This is a genomic window from Streptomyces sp. SID11385, assembly GCF_010548245.1.
Taxonomy (GTDB): domain Bacteria; phylum Actinomycetota; class Actinomycetes; order Streptomycetales; family Streptomycetaceae; genus Streptomyces.
Genome location: NZ_JAAGLR010000687.1, coordinates 1 through 17,292, shown reverse-complemented (window position 1 = coordinate 17,292; position 17,292 = coordinate 1). Strand labels below are relative to the sequence as shown.

At 72.8% G+C, this 17,292-nt stretch carries 14 protein-coding genes and 1 pseudogene; 5 read left to right on the top strand and 10 right to left on the bottom strand.

From position 1 onward, the window contains the following. Positions 1-3: 3 nt before the first annotated feature. Both G3I42_RS20725 and G3I42_RS20720 read left to right on the top strand, forming a co-directional pair. Positions 4-1,002: an inorganic phosphate transporter gene (locus tag G3I42_RS20725; protein WP_164288049.1), complete on the top strand. Its 999-nt coding sequence runs from the start codon at positions 4-6 to the stop codon at positions 1,000-1,002. Positions 1,003-1,764: 762 nt separating this feature from the next. Then, positions 1,765-2,757, top strand: coding sequence for an SDR family NAD(P)-dependent oxidoreductase (locus G3I42_RS20720; protein ID WP_164288047.1), 993 nt, complete (start codon positions 1,765-1,767; stop codon positions 2,755-2,757). A gap of 128 nt (positions 2,758-2,885) precedes the next feature. Here G3I42_RS20720 and pstB read toward each other — a convergent pair whose 3' ends face one another. From pstB to G3I42_RS20670, 10 genes are all read right to left on the bottom strand, one after another. Next, positions 2,886-3,662, bottom strand: coding sequence for a phosphate ABC transporter ATP-binding protein PstB (gene pstB, locus G3I42_RS20715; RefSeq protein ID WP_164288045.1), 777 nt, complete (start codon positions 3,660-3,662; stop codon positions 2,886-2,888). 33 nt (positions 3,663-3,695) lie between these two features. Then, positions 3,696-4,817: a phosphate ABC transporter permease PstA gene (pstA, locus tag G3I42_RS20710; protein WP_164288043.1), complete on the bottom strand. Its 1,122-nt coding sequence runs from the start codon at positions 4,815-4,817 to the stop codon at positions 3,696-3,698. Then, a complete protein-coding gene (gene pstC, locus G3I42_RS20705; RefSeq protein ID WP_164288041.1) occupies positions 4,814-5,866 on the bottom strand; it encodes a phosphate ABC transporter permease subunit PstC in 1,053 nt (350 codons plus the stop codon). Before pstC ends, pstA begins: the two co-directional genes overlap by 4 nt. A gap of 173 nt (positions 5,867-6,039) precedes the next feature. After that, positions 6,040-7,191, bottom strand: coding sequence for a phosphate ABC transporter substrate-binding protein PstS (gene pstS, locus G3I42_RS20700; RefSeq protein WP_164288039.1), 1,152 nt, complete (start codon positions 7,189-7,191; stop codon positions 6,040-6,042). A 290-nt stretch (positions 7,192-7,481) separates the two neighbouring features. Further along, the gene (locus tag G3I42_RS20695; protein WP_203607079.1) at positions 7,482-8,912 is read right to left on the bottom strand and encodes a DUF2993 domain-containing protein; all 1,431 of its coding nucleotides are present in this window, start codon (positions 8,910-8,912) and stop codon (positions 7,482-7,484) included. A 142-nt stretch (positions 8,913-9,054) separates the two neighbouring features. Next, positions 9,055-10,509 carry a HAMP domain-containing sensor histidine kinase gene (locus tag G3I42_RS20690; protein WP_164288037.1) on the bottom strand — a complete coding sequence of 485 codons (1,455 nt, stop codon included), beginning with the start codon at positions 10,507-10,509 and terminating at the stop codon, positions 9,055-9,057. Then, on the bottom strand, positions 10,506-11,240 hold the full coding sequence (locus G3I42_RS20685; RefSeq protein ID WP_164288035.1) for a response regulator transcription factor: 735 nt from the start codon (positions 11,238-11,240) through the stop codon (positions 10,506-10,508). The genes G3I42_RS20690 and G3I42_RS20685 overlap by 4 nt, the downstream gene beginning before the upstream one ends. 185 nt (positions 11,241-11,425) lie before the next feature. Continuing rightward, complete coding sequence (locus G3I42_RS20680) at positions 11,426-12,604, bottom strand: trypsin-like peptidase domain-containing protein (protein ID WP_164288033.1); 1,179 nt, start codon at positions 12,602-12,604, stop codon at positions 11,426-11,428. 632 nt (positions 12,605-13,236) lie between these two features. Next, positions 13,237-14,259 (bottom strand): LacI family DNA-binding transcriptional regulator, encoded by a 1,023-nt coding sequence (locus G3I42_RS20675; RefSeq protein ID WP_164288032.1) that lies wholly within the window; start codon positions 14,257-14,259, stop codon positions 13,237-13,239. Positions 14,260-14,404: 145 nt separating this feature from the next. After that, entirely contained in the window at positions 14,405-15,205 is an 801-nt protein-coding gene (locus G3I42_RS20670; RefSeq protein WP_164288030.1) for a response regulator transcription factor, read from the bottom strand. 293 nt (positions 15,206-15,498) lie between these two features. Between G3I42_RS20670 and G3I42_RS20665 the strand changes: the two genes are divergently transcribed. The 3 genes and pseudogenes from G3I42_RS20665 to G3I42_RS20655 form a co-directional block, all read left to right on the top strand. Then, a complete protein-coding gene (locus G3I42_RS20665) occupies positions 15,499-16,539 on the top strand; it encodes an alpha/beta hydrolase (RefSeq protein ID WP_164288028.1) in 1,041 nt (346 codons plus the stop codon). 44 nt (positions 16,540-16,583) lie between these two features. Further along, on the top strand, positions 16,584-16,838 hold the full coding sequence (locus G3I42_RS20660; protein WP_164288026.1) for a MoaD/ThiS family protein: 255 nt from the start codon (positions 16,584-16,586) through the stop codon (positions 16,836-16,838). A 10-nt stretch (positions 16,839-16,848) separates the two neighbouring features. Beyond that, positions 16,849-17,292 (top strand): annotated as a pseudogene (locus tag G3I42_RS20655) (hypothetical protein); the annotation flags it as partial.

Sequence of the window (17,292 nt, the reverse complement as noted above, 5' to 3'; positions counted from 1 at the left end):
CCGGTGGACACCTTTGCTTTGGTCGTGACCGTTCTGGTCGCGTTCGCTTTCACGTACACCAACGGCTTCCACGACTCCGCGAACGCGATCGCGACTTCCGTCTCGACCCGGGCGCTCACGCCGCGCGCGGCGCTCGCGATGGCCGCCGTGATGAACCTCGCCGGTGCCTTCCTCGGCAACGGCGTCGCGAAGACGGTCAGCGAGGGCATCATCGACACCCCGCACGGCGACAAGGGAATGTGGATTCTCTTCGCCGCGCTCGTGGGCGCGGTCGTGTGGAACCTCGTGACCTGGTATTTCGGGCTGCCCTCCTCGTCCTCGCACGCGCTGTTCGGCGGGATGGTCGGAGCGGCGCTCGCGGGCGGGATCGGGGTCATCTGGTCCGGGGTGATCGACAAGATCGTCATCCCGATGTTCCTCTCGCCGCTCGTGGGGCTCGTCGTCGGCTACCTCGTGATGTGCGCGATCCTGTGGCTGTTCCGCAAGTCGAACCCGCACCGGGCCAAGCGCGGATTCCGTATCGCGCAGACGGTCTCGGCCGCCGCGATGGCGCTCGGGCACGGGCTCCAGGACGCGCAGAAGACGATGGGCGTCGTCGTGCTCGCGCTCGTCATCGCCGATGTCGAGGACCAGGGCGACGCGATCCCGGTGTGGGTGAAGGTCGCCTGCGCGCTCATGCTCTCGCTCGGTACGTACGCGGGCGGCTGGCGCATCATGCGCACGCTCGGCCGCAAGATCATCGAGCTGGACCCGCCGCAGGGCTTCGCCGCCGAGACGACCGGCGCCTCGATCATGTTCACGACGGCCTTCCTCTTCCACGCGCCCATCTCGACGACCCACGTGATCACCTCGGCGATCATGGGCGTCGGCGCGACGAAGCGGGTCAACGCGGTGCGGTGGGGCGTCGCGAAGAACATCGTCCTCGGCTGGTTCATCACGATGCCGGCGGCGGCGATCGTGGGGGCGGTCTGCTTCTGGGTCGTGAACTTCTTGTTCTTGTGATCTGGGGGCTGGGGGCCGGGGACGCTGAGGCGCCGGGGCGTCCGCGGGCGGGGCGCTGGGGTGCGAGGGGCCTCGGGATGTGAGCGGGGGACCCTTAAGGGGTGGTCGAACGGATCACCTAAGGGTTCGATGGGCCCCCTGTAGTGGGCCATGACGCGCGGCGAGCGGCGGAAGTTCCCGCAGCGTGCGAAGACGGTACGTACGGGGGATGCCGGGCGGTACGCGCGGGGGACACGTCCGTCGTGCGGGGAGACGGCTGGGGTGCGTGCGGGGGCGTCCGTCGTGCGGGGATGCCGGGCGGTACGCGCCGGGGACGCGTCCGTCGTGTGGGGGAACGGGGCCGCTGACGTACGTGGCCGGGCGCTTGCTTCGGGTGGGGACAGCTCCGTGGGCGTGCGGGCCCGGATACCTCACTCGTGCGCCGTTGATTCAACTCCCTTCGTGGCTCTGAGGCCCCTCGGCGCGAGGTACGACCACACGCCATACGTGCCGGTACGTCCCGTGCGCACGGCGGCGTCTCGGCCTTGTGTGTCCCGGGTGGGGCCCTCCTCGTGCGGCCCTGGGCCCACCCATCGGCCGGTCTTGTCGGTTCTGTCGTGCGGGCTGGGCGCCTTCCGCTGGTGAGGGGGCGCCTTTTGCGTGTGCGTGGGGCGTACCCCTGTGGTCGGTTTCCGCGTGGTTCCTCCCTGCGGTCGCGAAACGGAACCTTGCTCCGTATAGTGGGCGGAACGAGGTTCCGTTTTGTTTGGGAGGCGTGTGTCCATGTCGCAGTCGTCGCAGCAGCACCCCATCGGTTCCCCCTTCGGGGCCGCCGCCACGGCGGCCGAGGTGCTGGAGGGGGTGGACTTGCGGGGGCGGTTCGTGGTGGTGACCGGGGGGCATCAAGGGATCGGGTTCGAGGTGACGCGGGCGCTCGCGCGGGCCGGGGCCGACGTGCTCGTCGCGGCGCGGAGCCCGGAGCGGGCCGCCGAGAAGGTCGCCGGGATCGCGGGCGTGGAGGTCGACAGGCTCGACCTCGTCGACCCGGAGTCCGTGGACGCGTTCGCCGGGCGGCGGCTCGCGGCGGGGCGGCCCGTCGACGTGCTCGTCAACTGTGCCGCCGCGGCCCCGCCCGCCGGGCGGACCCTCGACGCGTACGGGCACGAGATCCAGTTCGCGACGAGTCACCTCGGGCCCTTCCGGCTCACCCTCGCCCTGCTCCCCCTGCTGCGGGCCGCGCGCCACGGGGCGCGGGTCGTCAACGTGTCCTCCGGGGCGCAGCGGATGGGGGCGATCCGCTGGGACGACCCCGACTTCACCACCGGCTACCACCCGGGCCTCGCCTACGCGCAGGCCAAGCGCGCCAACGTGCTCTTCGCCGTCGAGCTGGACCGGAGGTGGGCCGCCGACGGCGTCCGGGGGTACGCCGTGCACCCGGGAGTCGTCATCGGGACGAACCTCAACAACCGTCCCGAGGACCAGGCCGCGTACCGGGAGCAGGGTCTCCTGGACGAGGAGGGCAGGCCCGTCATCGATCCCGCGGTGGGGAAGAAGACCGCCGCCCAGGGCGCGGCCACCATCGTCTTCGCCGCCGCGAGCCCGCTGCTCGACGGGATCGGCGGCGTGTACCTGAAGGACTGCGAGGTCTCGGTCGTGGACGGTGCGGACCGGCCGCTCACCGCCGACAGCATCCCCGCCGAGGCGCACCCCGACTCGGTCGACCCCGAGGCGGCCCGGCGGCTGTGGGAGCTGACGGAGCGGATGCTCGCCCGCTGAGCAGGCGCCCGCGCCGTACGAGTCCCCCGCAGGAAAGAGCCCGCCCCGGCCTGTCGTCGGGGCGGGCTCTTCGTTACCTCCGTGGTGGCACCGCCATGCAGCACCGCGAAGGGGTCGGGGTGGTCGGCTCAGCCGAAGCGGCCCGAGATGTAGTCCTCCGTCGCCTGGACCGAGGGGTTGGAGAAGATCCGCTGGGTGTCGTCGATCTCGATGAGGCGGCCGGGCTGGCCCACCGCCGAGAGGTTGAAGAAGGCCGTACGGTCCGAGACGCGCGCCGCCTGCTGCATGTTGTGCGTGACGATCACGATGGTGAAGCGTTCCTTCAGCTCGCCGATCAGGTCCTCGATCGCGAGCGTCGAGATCGGGTCGAGCGCCGAGCAGGGCTCGTCCATCAGGAGGACCTGCGGCTCGACGGCTATCGCCCGCGCGATGCACAGGCGCTGCTGCTGGCCGCCGGAGAGGCCCGCGCCCGGCTTGTTGAGGCGGTCCTTGACCTCGTTCCAGAGGTTGGCGCCCTGGAGGGACTTCTCGACGACGTCGTTCAGCTCGGACTTCTTGGAGGAGCCGTTGAGCTTGAGGCCCGCCGCGACGTTGTCGAAGATCGACATCGTCGGGAAGGGGTTCGGGCGCTGGAAGACCATGCCGATGGTGCGGCGTACCGCGACCGGGTCGACCTGGTTGCCGTACAGGTCCTCGTCGTCCAGGAGGACCTTGCCCTCGACGCGACCGCCCGAGGTCACCTCGTGCATGCGGTTCAGGGTCCGCAGGAAGGTGGACTTGCCGCAGCCCGAGGGGCCGATGAAGGCCGTCACGGAGCGGGGCTCGACGGTCATCGAGATGTCCTCGATCGCCTTGTGGGCCCCGTAGTACGCGGTCAGTCCGCTGACATCGATGCGCTTGGCCATGGGTTCACTGCTTCTTTCGTACGAAAGGCCGCCTCAGCGACCGGAAGTCTTGGGGGCCTTCCACCGGGCGAGCGCGCGGGCCGCCAGGTTGAGGATCATCACGAAGGCGATCAGCGTGAGCGCGGCGGCCCAGGCGCGGTCGTAGGAGGCTCCGTAGCCGCCGCTCGTCGCGTACTGCTGGTAGATGTACAGCGGCAGCGAGGACTGGCCGCCGTGGAAGGGGTCCGTGTTGATGTACGCGGAGCCCCAGACCAGGAGCAGGACGGGAGCCGTCTCGCCCGCGATGCGGGCGATCGCCAGCATGACGCCGGTCGTGATGCCGCCGATCGACGTGGGCAGCACGACCTTCAGGATCGTGCGCCACTTCGGCACGCCGAGCGCGAGGGACGCCTCGCGCAGCTCGTTCGGTACGAGCTTCAGCATCTCCTCCGTCGAGCGGACGACGACCGGGATCATCAGGATCGCCAGCGCGAGGGAGCCGGCGAAGCCGAAGGGCTCCGCCTTGACGAGGAGCATCAGGCTCAGGATGAACAGGCCCGCGACGATCGACGGGATGCCCGTCATGACGTCGACGAAGAAGGTGACGGTCTTGGCGAGCTTCCCGCGCCCGTACTCGACGAGGTAGACGGCGGTGAGCAGCCCGACGGGCGCGGCCATGACGGTCGCGAGACCGACCTGCTCCACCGAGCCGACGATGGCGTGGTAGATGCCGCCGCCCTCGTCCATCGAGCCGATGTTGACCATCGAGTGCGTCAGGAAGTACGGGTCGAGGACCTTGACACCGCGCTTGACGGTCTCCCACACGAGCGAGGCGAGCGGGATGAAGGCGGCGAGGAAGGCGACCCACACGACGCTCGTGACGACGCGGTCCTTCGCCTGCCGGCGGCCCTCGACGCGGGCGGCGAGCGCGTAGCCGCCGAAGACGAAGAGGAGCGCCGCGATCAGGCCCCACTGGATCTTCGAGTCGAGCCCGGCGGCGAGGCCGATGAGGCAGGCGACGAGGACCGAGGCGGCGGCGACGGCGAGGTGGGACCAGCGGGGCAGGCGCGCGGCCCGCAGCGAATCGGCGCCCTCGCCGCGTACGTCCTTGCGCGGGGGCCGGGGCGCGGACCGCGGGGCGGGCCGGCCGGCCGCCGGGTTCTGGTCGTGGCTCATGCGTCGGCCCCCGAGTACTCCTTGCGGCGGGCGATGATGACCCGCGCGGCTCCGTTGACGAGGAGCGTGATGACGAAGAGGACGAGCCCGGAGGCGATGAGCGCGTCACGGCCCTCGACGCTGGCCTCGTTGAACTTGCTCGCGATGTTCTGCGCGAAGGTGCCGCCGCCCGGGTCGAGCAGGCTCGACTGGATGTCGAAGCTGGGCGAGAGCACGGTCGCGACGGCCATCGTCTCGCCGAGCGCACGGCCCAGGCCCAGCATCGACGCGGAGATCACGCCGGACCGGCCGAAGGGCAGGACCGCCATGCGGACCACCTCCCAGCGGGTCGCGCCGAGCGCGAGCGCGGCCTCCTCGTGCGCCTGCGGGACCTGGCGGAAGACTTCGCGGCTCACATTGGTCACGATCGGAAGGATCATGATCGCGAGCAGGATGCCGACGGTCAGGAGCGAGCGGGGCAGGCCGCCCTGCCAGGAGAAGAGCCCGGTCCAGCCGAAGAACTCGTCGAGCCAGCCGTAGAGCCCGCTGAGGTGCGGGACGAGGACGAGGGCGCCCCAGAGGCCGTACACGATCGAGGGCACGGCGGCGAGCAGGTCGATGACGTAGCTGATCGGGCCGCGCGCGGCGCGGGGCGCGTAGTGCGTGAGGAAGAGCGCGATGCCGACCGAGACGGGTACGGCGAGGGCCATCGCGATGACCGAGGAGACGATCGTGCCGAAGGCCAGTACGGCGATGCCGAAGACCGGCGGGCTCGCGGTCGGGTTCCACTCGAAGGTCGTGAAGAAGTTGCCGTCGTTCTTCGTGAGGATCAGCGAGGAACGGTAGGCGAGGAAGACGGCGATGGCCGCCATCACGACGAGGAGGAGGATGCCGGAGCCGCGCGAGAGGCCGAGGAAGACGCGGTCGCCGAGGTGGCGGGCGCCGCGCGCCTTGCCGGGGCCCGCCTTCCCGCCGTCGCCCTTCGGGCGGACGGGGGCGGGCTGCGGGGCTGCGGGAGTCGGTGGGGCTGCGGGTGGGCCCCCGGGGGCGGGGGTCGTGGGTATGTCCATGGGGTTTCTCCGGTCTGCGGACCCGCTCCCCTGCGAGGACTACGCCTCTGGGGCTACCTCCAGGGGGTGAGTCCCTGAGAGGTACGCCCCGGGCTCAAGCGCGGGGGCGGGCTTGCTGGCGGCGGTGCACCGGACGGTGCGGGCGACCCGGTGGGGGCCGCCCGCACGCGGGCTCAGCTGAGGGCGGTGATGGTCTCGCGGACCTTGGCGATGATCGCGTCCGGGATCGGGGCGTAGCCGGCGTCGGCGAGCTGACCCTGGCCGTCCTCGCTCGCGATGTAGTTGAGGAAGGACTTCGTGGCGGGCAGCGTGTCCGCCTTGTTGCCCTTCTCGCAGGCGATCTCGTACGTCACGAGGGTGATCGGGTAGGCACCGTCGGCGGAGGGGTTGTAGTCCAGCTCCAGCGCGAGGTCCTTGCCCTTGCCGGCGACCTTCGCGGCGGCGATCGCCTTCGAGGCGTTCTCCGTCGTGGCCTTGACCGGCTCGGCGGCCTTCGTCTTGATGTCGACGGTGTTGATGCCGTCGGCCGCGTAGGACAGCTCGAAGTACGAGATCGCGCCGGCCGTCTGCTTGACCTGCTGCGCGAGGCCGGAGGAGCCCTGCGCGGACTGGCCGCCCTTGGCCTGCCAGGCCTTGCCGCCCTCGTACTTCCAGTCGGCGGGCGCGACGGCCTTGAGGTACTTCGTGAAGTTGTCCGTCGTGCCGGACTCGTCCGAGCGGTGGAACGCCTGGATCTTCGTGGACGGGAGCTTCGCGTCCGGGTTGAGGGCCTTGATCTCCTTGTCGTTCCAGGAGGAGATCTTGCCGTCGAAGATGTGCGCGAGGGTCTTCGCGTCGAGGACGAGGTTGTCGACGCCCGGGACGTTGTAGCCGATCGCGATGGGCCCGCCGACCATGGGCAGGTCGATGGCCTGCGAGTCCTTGCAGACCTCGGCGGACTTGGTGATCTCCTCCGGCTTGAGCGCGGAGTCCGAGCCCGCGAAGGCGGTACGGCCCTGGAGGAAGGCGGTCACACCGGCGCCCGAACCGTCCGGGGAGTAGTTGATCCGCACGTCCTTGCACGCGGCCGTGTAGGCCTTCACCCAGGCGTCGATCGCGTTCTGCTGGGCGCTGGACCCCGAGGCGAGCAGCTCGCCCTTGGCGTCGGAGCAGTCGATGTCCGAGGAAGCGGAGGGCGCGGCGGCGGCCGAGCTGTCCTTGCTCTTGTCACCGCTGGGGCCGCCGCTCGTGTCGTCCGAGCCGCACGCCGTCAGGGCCAGGGCGCCGGACACGGCGACGACGCCGAGGGAGAGCGCCCGCAGCCGGTTCTTGCGCTGAAGCTTCACTGTTGGGGTGTTCCTTCCGGGAGCCGGGACCCTGCGGAAGGGCTCGGCGGTGGCTTGGTCGGGGTCTTTGCGAACCTCGTGAGGCCGAAAGTAGGCAGCCGAAGTGACCAGGCGTTCCGGGAAGAGTGAACGGGAGTTGAACCGTGAAGGTATGGCGGGTTGCCCCTGGCGGGGGCGGGGTGCGGTGAGACGGGGGCGCTCGGGCAGGGCGTGGGCGGTGGGGCGGGGCGGGGCGCGGGGCGGGGCCCGGGGCGGTGGCCCGGGGCGGGGCGCGGAGGGGCGCCGTCCCGTTACTTCGTGCTCACCCCTACGCCGTCCCCCTTCAGACGGACGTGGATGCCCTCCTTCGTCACCCGCACGTCGGAGAGGCCGACGGTGCCCGTCTGGGTCGGCAGCTCGGGGAGGTGGAAGCCGAGGGTGAGCTGGTCGGCGAGCTGGGGGCGGGTGAGTGTGGAGAGCGAGGTCAGCAGGCCGGGGTCGAAGCCGAGGCGGCGCAGCAGCTCGGGGTGGTCGAGGGCCGCGTCGATGAGGTTGATCCGCATGAGGTCGTGGACGAAGCGGGGCGTGCCGGTCACCTCGTGCAGCTTGTCGTCGCTGCGCAGCGCGGCGTCCACCGCCTGCTGCGGGACGCCGAGGCGGCGGGTGATCTCGCGGACCCCGAAGAGCGCCTTCACCTTCGCGGTCTGCTCGCGCAGCGCCTTCGCGCTCTTCTCGGTGAGGTGCAGGCCGTCCGCCGGGCCCGTGCCCGGCTGGAAGGTGGCCAGATCGCCCACGCTCAGCCGGATGCCGCCGATCTCGGTACGGATGCCCCGGGCGCCGTCGCGCGTGATGCGGGCGTCGGCCCGTACCCGTACGTCGTGGCCCGCGACGGGGAGCGTGCCGCGCGCGAGCACTTGGTCGCGGCCCGTACCGGTGAACGTGACCTGACTGGCGCCGAGTTCGCGATTGAGGTCGTCGAAGGAGAGCAGCACCTCGCCGCGCACCCGGCCCGCGTACGCGCCCTTCAGCTTCGTCGGCAGGTCCCCGCTGAGGCGGATGTCGTCGGCCGTCGCGCTGACCTTGGCGAGCGAGACGCGGTCGGCCGCCACGTCCGGGACCGTCACCGTGACCGAGCCGAGGTGCTTGCCGAGCACCTGCGTGACGAACGGGAACCCGCCGATGCTCACCTCGGGCGTCGCCTCCAGGTGCATCGTGTCCTTCAGCTTCTCCGCCGCCGTGTGCTCCGCGTAGAGCACGGCCCAGCGGTCGCCGAGCGCCAGGAAGGCGAGCAGCGTGACGAGCGTGATGACCGCCTTGAGCGCGAAGGGGATGCCCGCGAAGCGGAAGAAGAGGCGGGGCCTGCGCCGGTGGTCGGGCGCGGACCAGGGCGCCTGCTCGTCGTCGTACGCGTCCGCGAACGGCGGCTCCTCGGGACGGAGGAAGCCGTCGAGCGGCCCGGCCAGCTCGCCCAGTTCCTCATACGGGTTAGGGGCCGTCCCGGGTCCGTACGGGTACGGGGCCGCGCGGTCACCGTACGGGCTGGGGGCGGCCTCGCGCTCGTACGGGCCGGGGACGGCGCCGTGCGCGTACGGGCCCGGCGCGGCCTCGGGCGCGTACGGACCCCGCACGGTCTCCAGCCGCCGCGTGTCCGGGGCGGCGGCCGTCTCCTGCGCGGGCACGGGCACGGGCTCGCCCGGCTGGTCAGCGGTGGTGCGGTCGGTCATGCGGTGGGGGGAACGCATCGGCGCAGTCCACCACAGGCGCGTGTGCCGTCCGCAAGCGCGCTTCCCCCGTTGTCCGCATATGCCGGGTGCGCTTACGCGGATTCGTCACGAGGTCTTCGCGACGTGTCCGGAACCGTGGCGGGAGGCCGCGCGGCGCCCGTCACTCCGGCTCGCCCGGCGGCCGGACCGGGGCCCCCGGAATGCTGATCGTCGCGAGGGTGCCGGGCTCGCCGTCGCGGGCCGGGGCCAGCGTGACCGTACCGCCGATGTCCCGCACCGTGCGGGCGACGATGGACAGGCCGAGGCCCGAGCCGGGGAGGGAACGGGCCGAGGGCGAGCGCCAGAAGCGGTCGAAGACGTGCGGAAGGTCCTCGGCGGGAATGCCGGGGCCGTGGTCGCGGACCGTCAGCGCGCCGCGCTCCAGGCGGACGCGGATCACGCCGCCCTCCGGGCTGAACTTGACCGCGTTGTCGAGGATGTTGACCACGGCGCGCTCCAGCGGTGCCCGGTGCGCGCGCACGAACCACGGGTCGAGCGCGGCGTCGATCGTCAGGTGCGGGCCGCGCAGCCGGGCGCGGGCGAGCGCCGTCTCCGTCACCTCGTGCAGGCCGACGATGTCCAGCGGGCCCTGCTGGCGCGCGTCCGGACGGGACAGCTCCTGGAGGTCGCCGATGAGCGCGGCGAGTTCCGTCATCTGCGCCTTGACCGATTCCAGCAGCTCGCGGCGGTCGTCCGGCGGGATCGCGCGGCCCGTCTGCTCGCTGCGGACCAGGAGTTCGATGTTGGTGCGGAGCGAGGTGAGCGGGGTGCGCAGTTCGTGGCCCGCGTCCGCGATGAGCTGGCGTTGCAGCTCGTGCGAGGCCGCGAGCGAGGCCGTCATGCTGTTGAACGACCGCGACAGGCGCGCGATCTCGTCGTCCCCCTCGACGGGGATACGGGTCGTGAGGTCCTCCGTGCGCGCGATGTGCTCGGCGGCGCGGCTCAGGTCGTCCACCGGGCGCAGCCCCGTGCGCGCGACCCACAGCCCGGCGGCGCCCGCGCCGAGCACGCCGACGCCGGAGACGAGCAGGAGGATCAGCGCGAGTTCGTTGAGGGTGTCGCGGGTGTCCTTGAGCGGGACGGCGATCTGCACGGCCCGCCCGGCGAGCAGCTGCTGGCTGTTGAGCGCCACGGGGAGGGTCAGGACGCGCACCTCGCGGCCGTCCGTCGTGGTGCCGTCGCGGGTCTGCGGTCGGCGGCCCTCGGGGTCGGCGGCGAGGTCGCGGTCGGCGTCGGTGACGCGGACGACGCCGGTCGAGCCGTCCGCCACGCAGGGGTGGTCGGAGTCGACGCTGACGATCTGGAGGTACAGCGGCGCGGACGGCGGGCGCTGCGAGGAGTCCTGCGCGGGCGGCTCGGAGGAACAGGGACCCGCGACCGCCTGCACCCACGACAGGTGCACCCGGCTCGCCTGGTCCTTGAGTTGCGAGTCGACCTCGTCGTAGAGCTTGCCGCGTACCAGGAACCAGCAGGTCACCGAGACGGCGGCGACCGCGATCGCCACGGCGGCGGCGGACAGGAGCGAGAGCCGCGAGCGCAGCGGCAGCGCGCGGAAGCGGCGGACGACGCGGTTCACTCGCCGCCGCCGCGCAGCACGTACCCGACGCCGCGCACGGTGTGCACGAGGCGCGGCTCGCCGCCCGCCTCGGTCTTGCGCCGCAGGTACATGACGTAGACGTCGAGGGAGTTCGAGGAGGGCTCGAAGTCGAAGCCCCACACGGTCTTCAGGATCTGCTCGCGGGTGAGGACCTGGCGCGGGTGGGCGAGGAACATCTCCAGGAGCGTGAACTCGGTGCGGGTCAGCTCGACGGCGCGGCCCGCGCGCGTCACCTCGCGCGTCGCGAGGTTCATGCGGAGGTCGCCGAAGGCGAGGGTCTCCTCCTCGTCCGCCGCCTGCTGGGCGACGGCGTACGAGGAGCGGCGCAGCAGCGCGCGGATACGGGCGAACAACTCGTCCAGCTCGAAGGGCTTGACCAGGTAGTCGTCGGCCCCGGCGTCGAGGCCGGTCACGCGGTCGCCGACCGTGTCGCGGGCGGTGAGCATGAGGACGGGCACGGTCGAACCAGTGGCGCGCAGGCGGCGGGCGGCGGTGAGGCCGTCCATGCCGGGCATCTGGATGTCCAGGACGACGAGGTCGGGCGGGGTCGCGGCGGCCTTCTGGAGGGCTTCGTGCCCGTCGGCCGCGACCTCGACGCCGTACCCCTCGAAGACGAGCGAGCGGCGCAGCGCCTCGCGGACGGCGGGTTCGTCGTCCACGACGAGGATGCGCTGCTGCCGCTGCTCGCGGTCGCCTTCCTGCGGGCTCATCGCTTCCTGCTCCTCGGTCTGCTCGGGTCCGGTGCGCGGGTGGGCGCGCGGGGCGGCCGTCACGGGGTACGCGGCGGGGACGGTGTCCCGCGTGGGGCGTGTGCCGGTGGCGATGGCGTCCCGCGTGGGGCGTGTGCCCGTGACGATGGCGCCCAGCCTGCCACGCCGGGGGCCCGGCGGGCCGTTCAGTCCTGTGCGCCGGAGCGCAGCTTGGCCAGGTCGGCCTTCACGGTGTTGACCGGGATCGCGAAGCCGAGGCCGACGCTGCCGGCGTCCGAGGAGGAGGACTGGCTGCCGCTCGACGAGGCCGAGTACATCGCCGAGTTGATGCCGATGATCGCGCCGTTCATGTCGATGAGGGCGCCGCCCGAGTTGCCCGGGTTCAGCGAGGCGTCGGTCTGGATCGCCTTGTACGTGGTCGTGGTGTCGCCCGTGTCGCCGTTGAACTGCTCGCCGCCGAACTGGAAGGGCCAGGAGTCGTCCCCGCCGCCCCCGAAGCCCTGACCGCTCCGGCCGCCGCCCTGGCCCTGCTGCTCCTGGCTCTGCGAGCCGCCGCTCTCCTTCGCGACCGTGACGTCACGGTCGAGGGCCGAGACGATGCCGCTGGTCACCGTGCCGCTCAGGCCCTCGGGGGAGCCGATCGCCACGACGTTGTCGCCGACCTGGAGGTGGTCGGAGTTGCCGAGCGTCGCGGCCTTGAGGCCCGAGGCGTTCTTCAGCTTGATGAGCGCGAGGTCCTTGGAGCTGTCCGTGCCGACGACCTCAGCGGTGTACGACTTGCCGCTCTTCAGCGTGACCTTGATCTGCTGGGCGCCCGAGACGACGTGGTTGTTGGTGACGATCTCACCGTTGGAGGTGATGACGACCCCGGCGCCCGTCGACTGGCCCGCGTTCGAGGCGGCGCTGATCTCGACGACGGCGGGGCTCACGGCGGAGGCGACGCCCGCGACCGTGCCCTTGCTCGACTCGGAGACCGTCGTACCGCTCACCGTCGTGACGGTGTCGCCGCCGTCGTTGCCGCCGAGCTGCTGGAGCCCGTACGAGGTGGCGCCGCCGACGACGGCCGCCGCGACCGCGACGGCCGTGAGGATGCCGGCGGGGCCGCGCAGCCGCAGCCGCCGGTGGGAGGCGGCCGGGGCCGCGGGGGCCTCGACGGGATAGGCGTAGGGGTCGGGGCCGAACGCGGGCGGGGGCGGGTAGGCGGCGGTGGTGGGGGCGCCGGTGGGGGTGGCTCCGGCCGAAGTGGCGCCGGCGGGGGTGGCGTGGCCGGCGTCGGGGGAGGACTCGCTGCCGGTCGGCGGCTGCGGTCGCCCTGCGGGGTCGGAGGACTGCGGGCTGCTGGGTCCGTACGGGTTCTCGGTCATGTGTCTCAGCGTGTCCGCGGATCATGAGAGGTCCCTGAGACGGGGCTGAGAAGGGTGGCAGAAGGCTGTTTGCCCGATGTAAAGGCGGGGGGAGAGCGGCCGTGGCGGCCGAGCCGGCGTCAGTGGCGTCCGAGGCGGCTCCGCGTAGGCGGGGGGCCTCCCACCTCAGGCGGCTCCGCGCTCGACAGCGTCAGCGGACAGCCCCCACCCGCCCTGGGGGGCTCCCCTTCTAACAGTCTTCCGCAAATCCCCCGGTCCCCCCGACCATCCCGGCAAATCTGTGGATAACTTCCCCGAAGTCGAAAATCCCGCCACTCGATCGGATGAGGAGAGTCCGCACCAGGCGCCACAGCCCTTCCGATCCCTCTCGGCCGCCCGACGCCCCTCAGCCCTTCACCGCCCCGCAGCCGCCCGACGCCCCGCAGCTGTCCGACGCCCGCAGCCGTCCGATACCCCTCAGCCCTCCAACGCCCCCAACTCCCGACGCCTCTCACTCCCCGAACCGAGGCGCCACCACCTTCAGGCCGCCCGGCCCCCCACCGAGCCCCGCCGCACCCGCACCCGCACGAGCCCCCGCCTCACCCGCACCCGCACGAGCGCCCGCCTCACCCCCACCCGCACGAGCCCGCTCCTCACCCACACCCGCACGAGCGCCGAATCACCAGCCTCGACGGGTACACCTTCAGGCGTTCGCGGCGGGGGGAGGTAACGCGGAGGGCGTCGTCGAGGACCAGGTCGACCGCCGCGCGGGCCATCGCGGTGCGGTCGGAGGCGACCGTGGTCAGCGGCGGGTCGGTGAGGGCCGCCTCCTTGACGTCGTCGAAGCCCGCCACCGCGAGTTCGCCCGGGACGTCGATGCGCAGCTCGCGGGCCGCGCGCAGGATGCCGATCGCCTGGTCGTCCGTAGCGCAGACGAGCGCCGGGGGCCGGTCGGGGCCCGCGAGGAGGTCGAGGCCGACCTTGTAGGCGTCGTAGCGGTTGTACGGGCTCTGGAAGAGGCGCCCCGCGGTCGGCAGGCCCGCCTCCGTCATCGCCCGGCGCCAGCCCTCGACGTGGTCCGAGACCGGGTCGCCCTCGGCCGGGGTCTGCTCCGTGCCGCCGAGGCAGGCCACGTACGGCACGCCGTGTTCGAGGAGGTGGCGGGTCGCGAGCTGTGCGCCGCCGACGTCGTCGGTGACGACGGCGACGTCGTCGATCGGCGAGGGCCGGCGGTGCAGCAGCACGATCCGCGCGTCCCAGGCGTCGATCTCGGCCGCGGCCGTCTCGCTCGGGCCCTGCGAGACGAGGATGAGCCCCGCGACCCGCATGCCGAGAAACGCTCTCAGATAGTGGACCTCGCGGGCGTCCGCGTAGTCCGAGTTGCCGACCAGGACCATCTTCCCGCGCTCGGACGCCGCCTGTTCGACCGCGTGCGCCATCTCCGCGAAGAACGGCTGGCGCGCGTCGGGCACGATGAGCCCTATGAGGTCGGTGCGCCGCGAGGCCATCGCCTGCGCGACGCGGTCGGGCCGGTAGCCCAGCTCCTTGATCGCGGCGAGCACGCGCTCGCGCGTGGCCGGGGCGACCGGCCGGGGTCCGTTGTTGATGACGTAGCTCACGACGGCGGTCGAAGTCCCCGCCCGCCGCGCCACGTCGTCCCGCGTCACCTTGGCCACGCCGGGCAGTCTACGCGGGGTGAAAGCGCTGCCCAGGGCCTGCGAACGGCCGCCCGGGAGTGCAAAAAGGACGTAAACCCCGTGGTGGGGGCAGCCATCCGGACGGCACCGGGCGGCCGCCCCCGCCAAGGGGACGCGGAGCGGTTCAGCGCTTGGTCGGAGCCGTGGCCCTGACCTCGCTCTTCTCCGGTGCGGCGGCCTCGTCCCGGCCGCTCGCGGGCGGCTCGGCGGCGGCCGGCCCGGTGGCGGTCTTCTCCGTCCGTTCGCGTTCCGGCTTCTCAGGAGTCACGAAGCGGTATCCCACATTGCGGACAGTACCGATGAGGGATTCGTGCTCGGGGCCGAGTTTGGCGCGCAGGCGCCGCACGTGGACGTCCACCGTGCGGGTGCCGCCGAAGTAGTCGTAGCCCCACACCTCCTGCAGGAGCTGGGCGCGCGTGAAGACGCGGCCCGGGTGCTGCGCGAGGTACTTGATCAGCTCGAACTCCTTGAAGGTCAGGTCGAGGACCCGGCCCTTGAGCTTCGCGCTGTAGGTGGCCTCGTCGACGGAGAGGTCGCCGTTGCGGATCTCCATGGGGCTGTCGTCGGCGGCGTTCTGGCGGCGGCCCGTCGCGAGCCGCAGCCGCGCCTCGACCTCGGCGGGACCCGCCGTGTCGAGGAGGACGTCGTCGACGCCCCAGTCGGCCGTGACGGCCGCGAGGCCGCCCTCGGTGACGACGAGCAGGAGGGGACAGCCGGGCCCGGTGGAGCGCAGGAGCTGACACAGGGAGCGCACCTGCGGCAGGTCGCGGCGGCCGTCGACGAGGATCACGTCGGCGCCCGGCGTGTCCACGAGCGCGGGCCCCTCGGCGGGCGCGACGCGGACGTTGTGCAGGAGCAGGCCCAGCGCGGGCAGGACCTCCGTGGACGGCTGGAGGGCGTTGGTCAGGAGGAGCAGGGAGCTCATCGGAGGCCACCTGCCTCCGTGGTCGTGCGGGGCCGGCTGGAATGGTGTGCGTCTCGCTCGCCCATCACAGGTTCCTCCTCGGTACCGATGGGTCCCCGGCCGGTACGCGACCGGGATATGCGGCACTTCTTCGTACGGGGAAGCCGCGGGCCCCCGCGTCCCCGGGGAGCCCCCGCGCCCTCGCGGCGCGGTGCACACATCCGGTGGGGGCCGGTCGTATACAACGCGCCGGAAAGCACGAAAGGACCCGGGGGCTTCGCTGCCCAGGTCCTCTGCCGAGGAGAATAGCCCACATGAGCGCGACGACGGCAGGTTCCGGACCTGTAGGACCGGTCACGGAGGGGACCGGGGCGCACGGCCCGCGCAGGGCGCGCGCCACTCTGCGGGCGGCGGACGGGGTACGGATCGACGCGGCGTACGAGCCGGGGCCCGGGCCGGTCGGGGGACCCGTCGTGGTCCTCGCGCACGGCTTCACCGGCGACCTGGACCGGCCGCACGTACGGCGCGCCGCGCGCTTCCTCGCCCGGCACGCGGCCGTCGTCACCTTCTCCTTCCGCGGCCACGGGCGCTCCGGGGGCCGCTCGACGGTCGGCGACAGCGAAGTGCTCGACCTCGCCGCCGCCGTCACCTGGGCGCGTTCGCTCGGACACGGCCGCGTCATCACGCTCGGCTTCTCGATGGGCGGCTCCGTCGTCCTGCGCCACGCGGGCCTGCACGGGCTCGCGGAGCGGCGGGCGGCGCCGGACGGAGCGGTGAACGGCCCGGCGGACGGCGCGGACGGTACGGCGGCCGGTACGAACGGGGGGCGCACGGAAGCGCGCGGCGGAGCACACGGGGCGGAAACCGCCCTCGCCGTCCCCCTCCCCGGGCCCGCCCTCCCCGCCCCCCTCTCCGAGGCCGACCGCCTCGTCTTCGCGGGCGGCCGCGCCGACCGTACCGATCTCGTCATCGCCGTCAGCTCCCCGGCCCGCTGGTACTACCGGGGTACGGCGCCCATGCGGCGCCTGCACTGGCTCGTGACGCGGCGGCTGGGGCGCACGGTGGGCCGGCTCGGCTTCCGTACCCGCATCCGGCCGGGCGACTGGGACCCCGTACCGCTCTCGCCGACCGCGCTCGCCCCGTACATCGCCCCCGTCCCGCTGCTGCTCGTGCACGGCGACCGCGATCCCTACTTCCCGCTCGACCACCCGCGAGCGCTCCAGCGGGCCGCGGGGACGCACGGCGAGCTGTGGATCGAGCGCGGGATGGGGCACGCGGAGAACGCGACCGGAGAGGCGCTGCTCGGGCGGCTGTGGCGGTGGGCGGAGCGGACGGGCACGGCGGCGGGGGCATGATGGACGCCCCCGCGAGTGCGGGGCGGACCGGAGAGGAGCGCGGCGTGGCAGTGGGCACGGTGCGGTACTGGGCGGCGGCGAAGGCCGCGGCGGGGACCGCCGAGGAGCCGTACGAGGCGGCGACGCTCGCGGAGGCCCTGGCGGCGGTGCGTGTCCGCCATCCGGGAGAGCTGGTCCAGGTCCTGGACCGCTCCTCCTTCCTCGTCGACGGGAATCCCGTGGGGAGCCGTCCGCATGAGACGGTACGTCTGGCCGAGGGCGGCACGGTCGAGGTGCTCCCGCCGTTCGCAGGAGGGTGAACCGCACACCATGAGCAATCAGCCGTACGACCCGTACCGGCCCGAGCGGCCCCAGCCCCAGCCCCAGGAGCAGTGGCCCACCGGTCAGCAGCCCGGGCAGGGGCAGCAGGACGACATGCAGCAGACCCAGACCTGGCAGGCGCAGACCTGGGAGACCTCCGTGCAGCCGGTGGTGCCGCCCGAGTCGGCGGCCGAGGCGACGGCGTACCTGCCGCCCGTGGCCCCCGCCCGGCCCGCCCCGCCGGCCGAGCCGGTCCAGCCCGCTCCGGCCGTCTCGTACGAGCAGCCCGCGCCGGGACCGTACGGGGCCGACCCCTACGTCTCGCAGGACGGGACCGGCCTCTCGCGGGGCGGACCCGGCTTCGCGGCGTACGGGCAGCCGCAGACGTACGGGCAGCAGGGCCAGGCGCCGGGACAGGCGCAGGCGCCGGGGTACGGGTACGGGGCGTACACG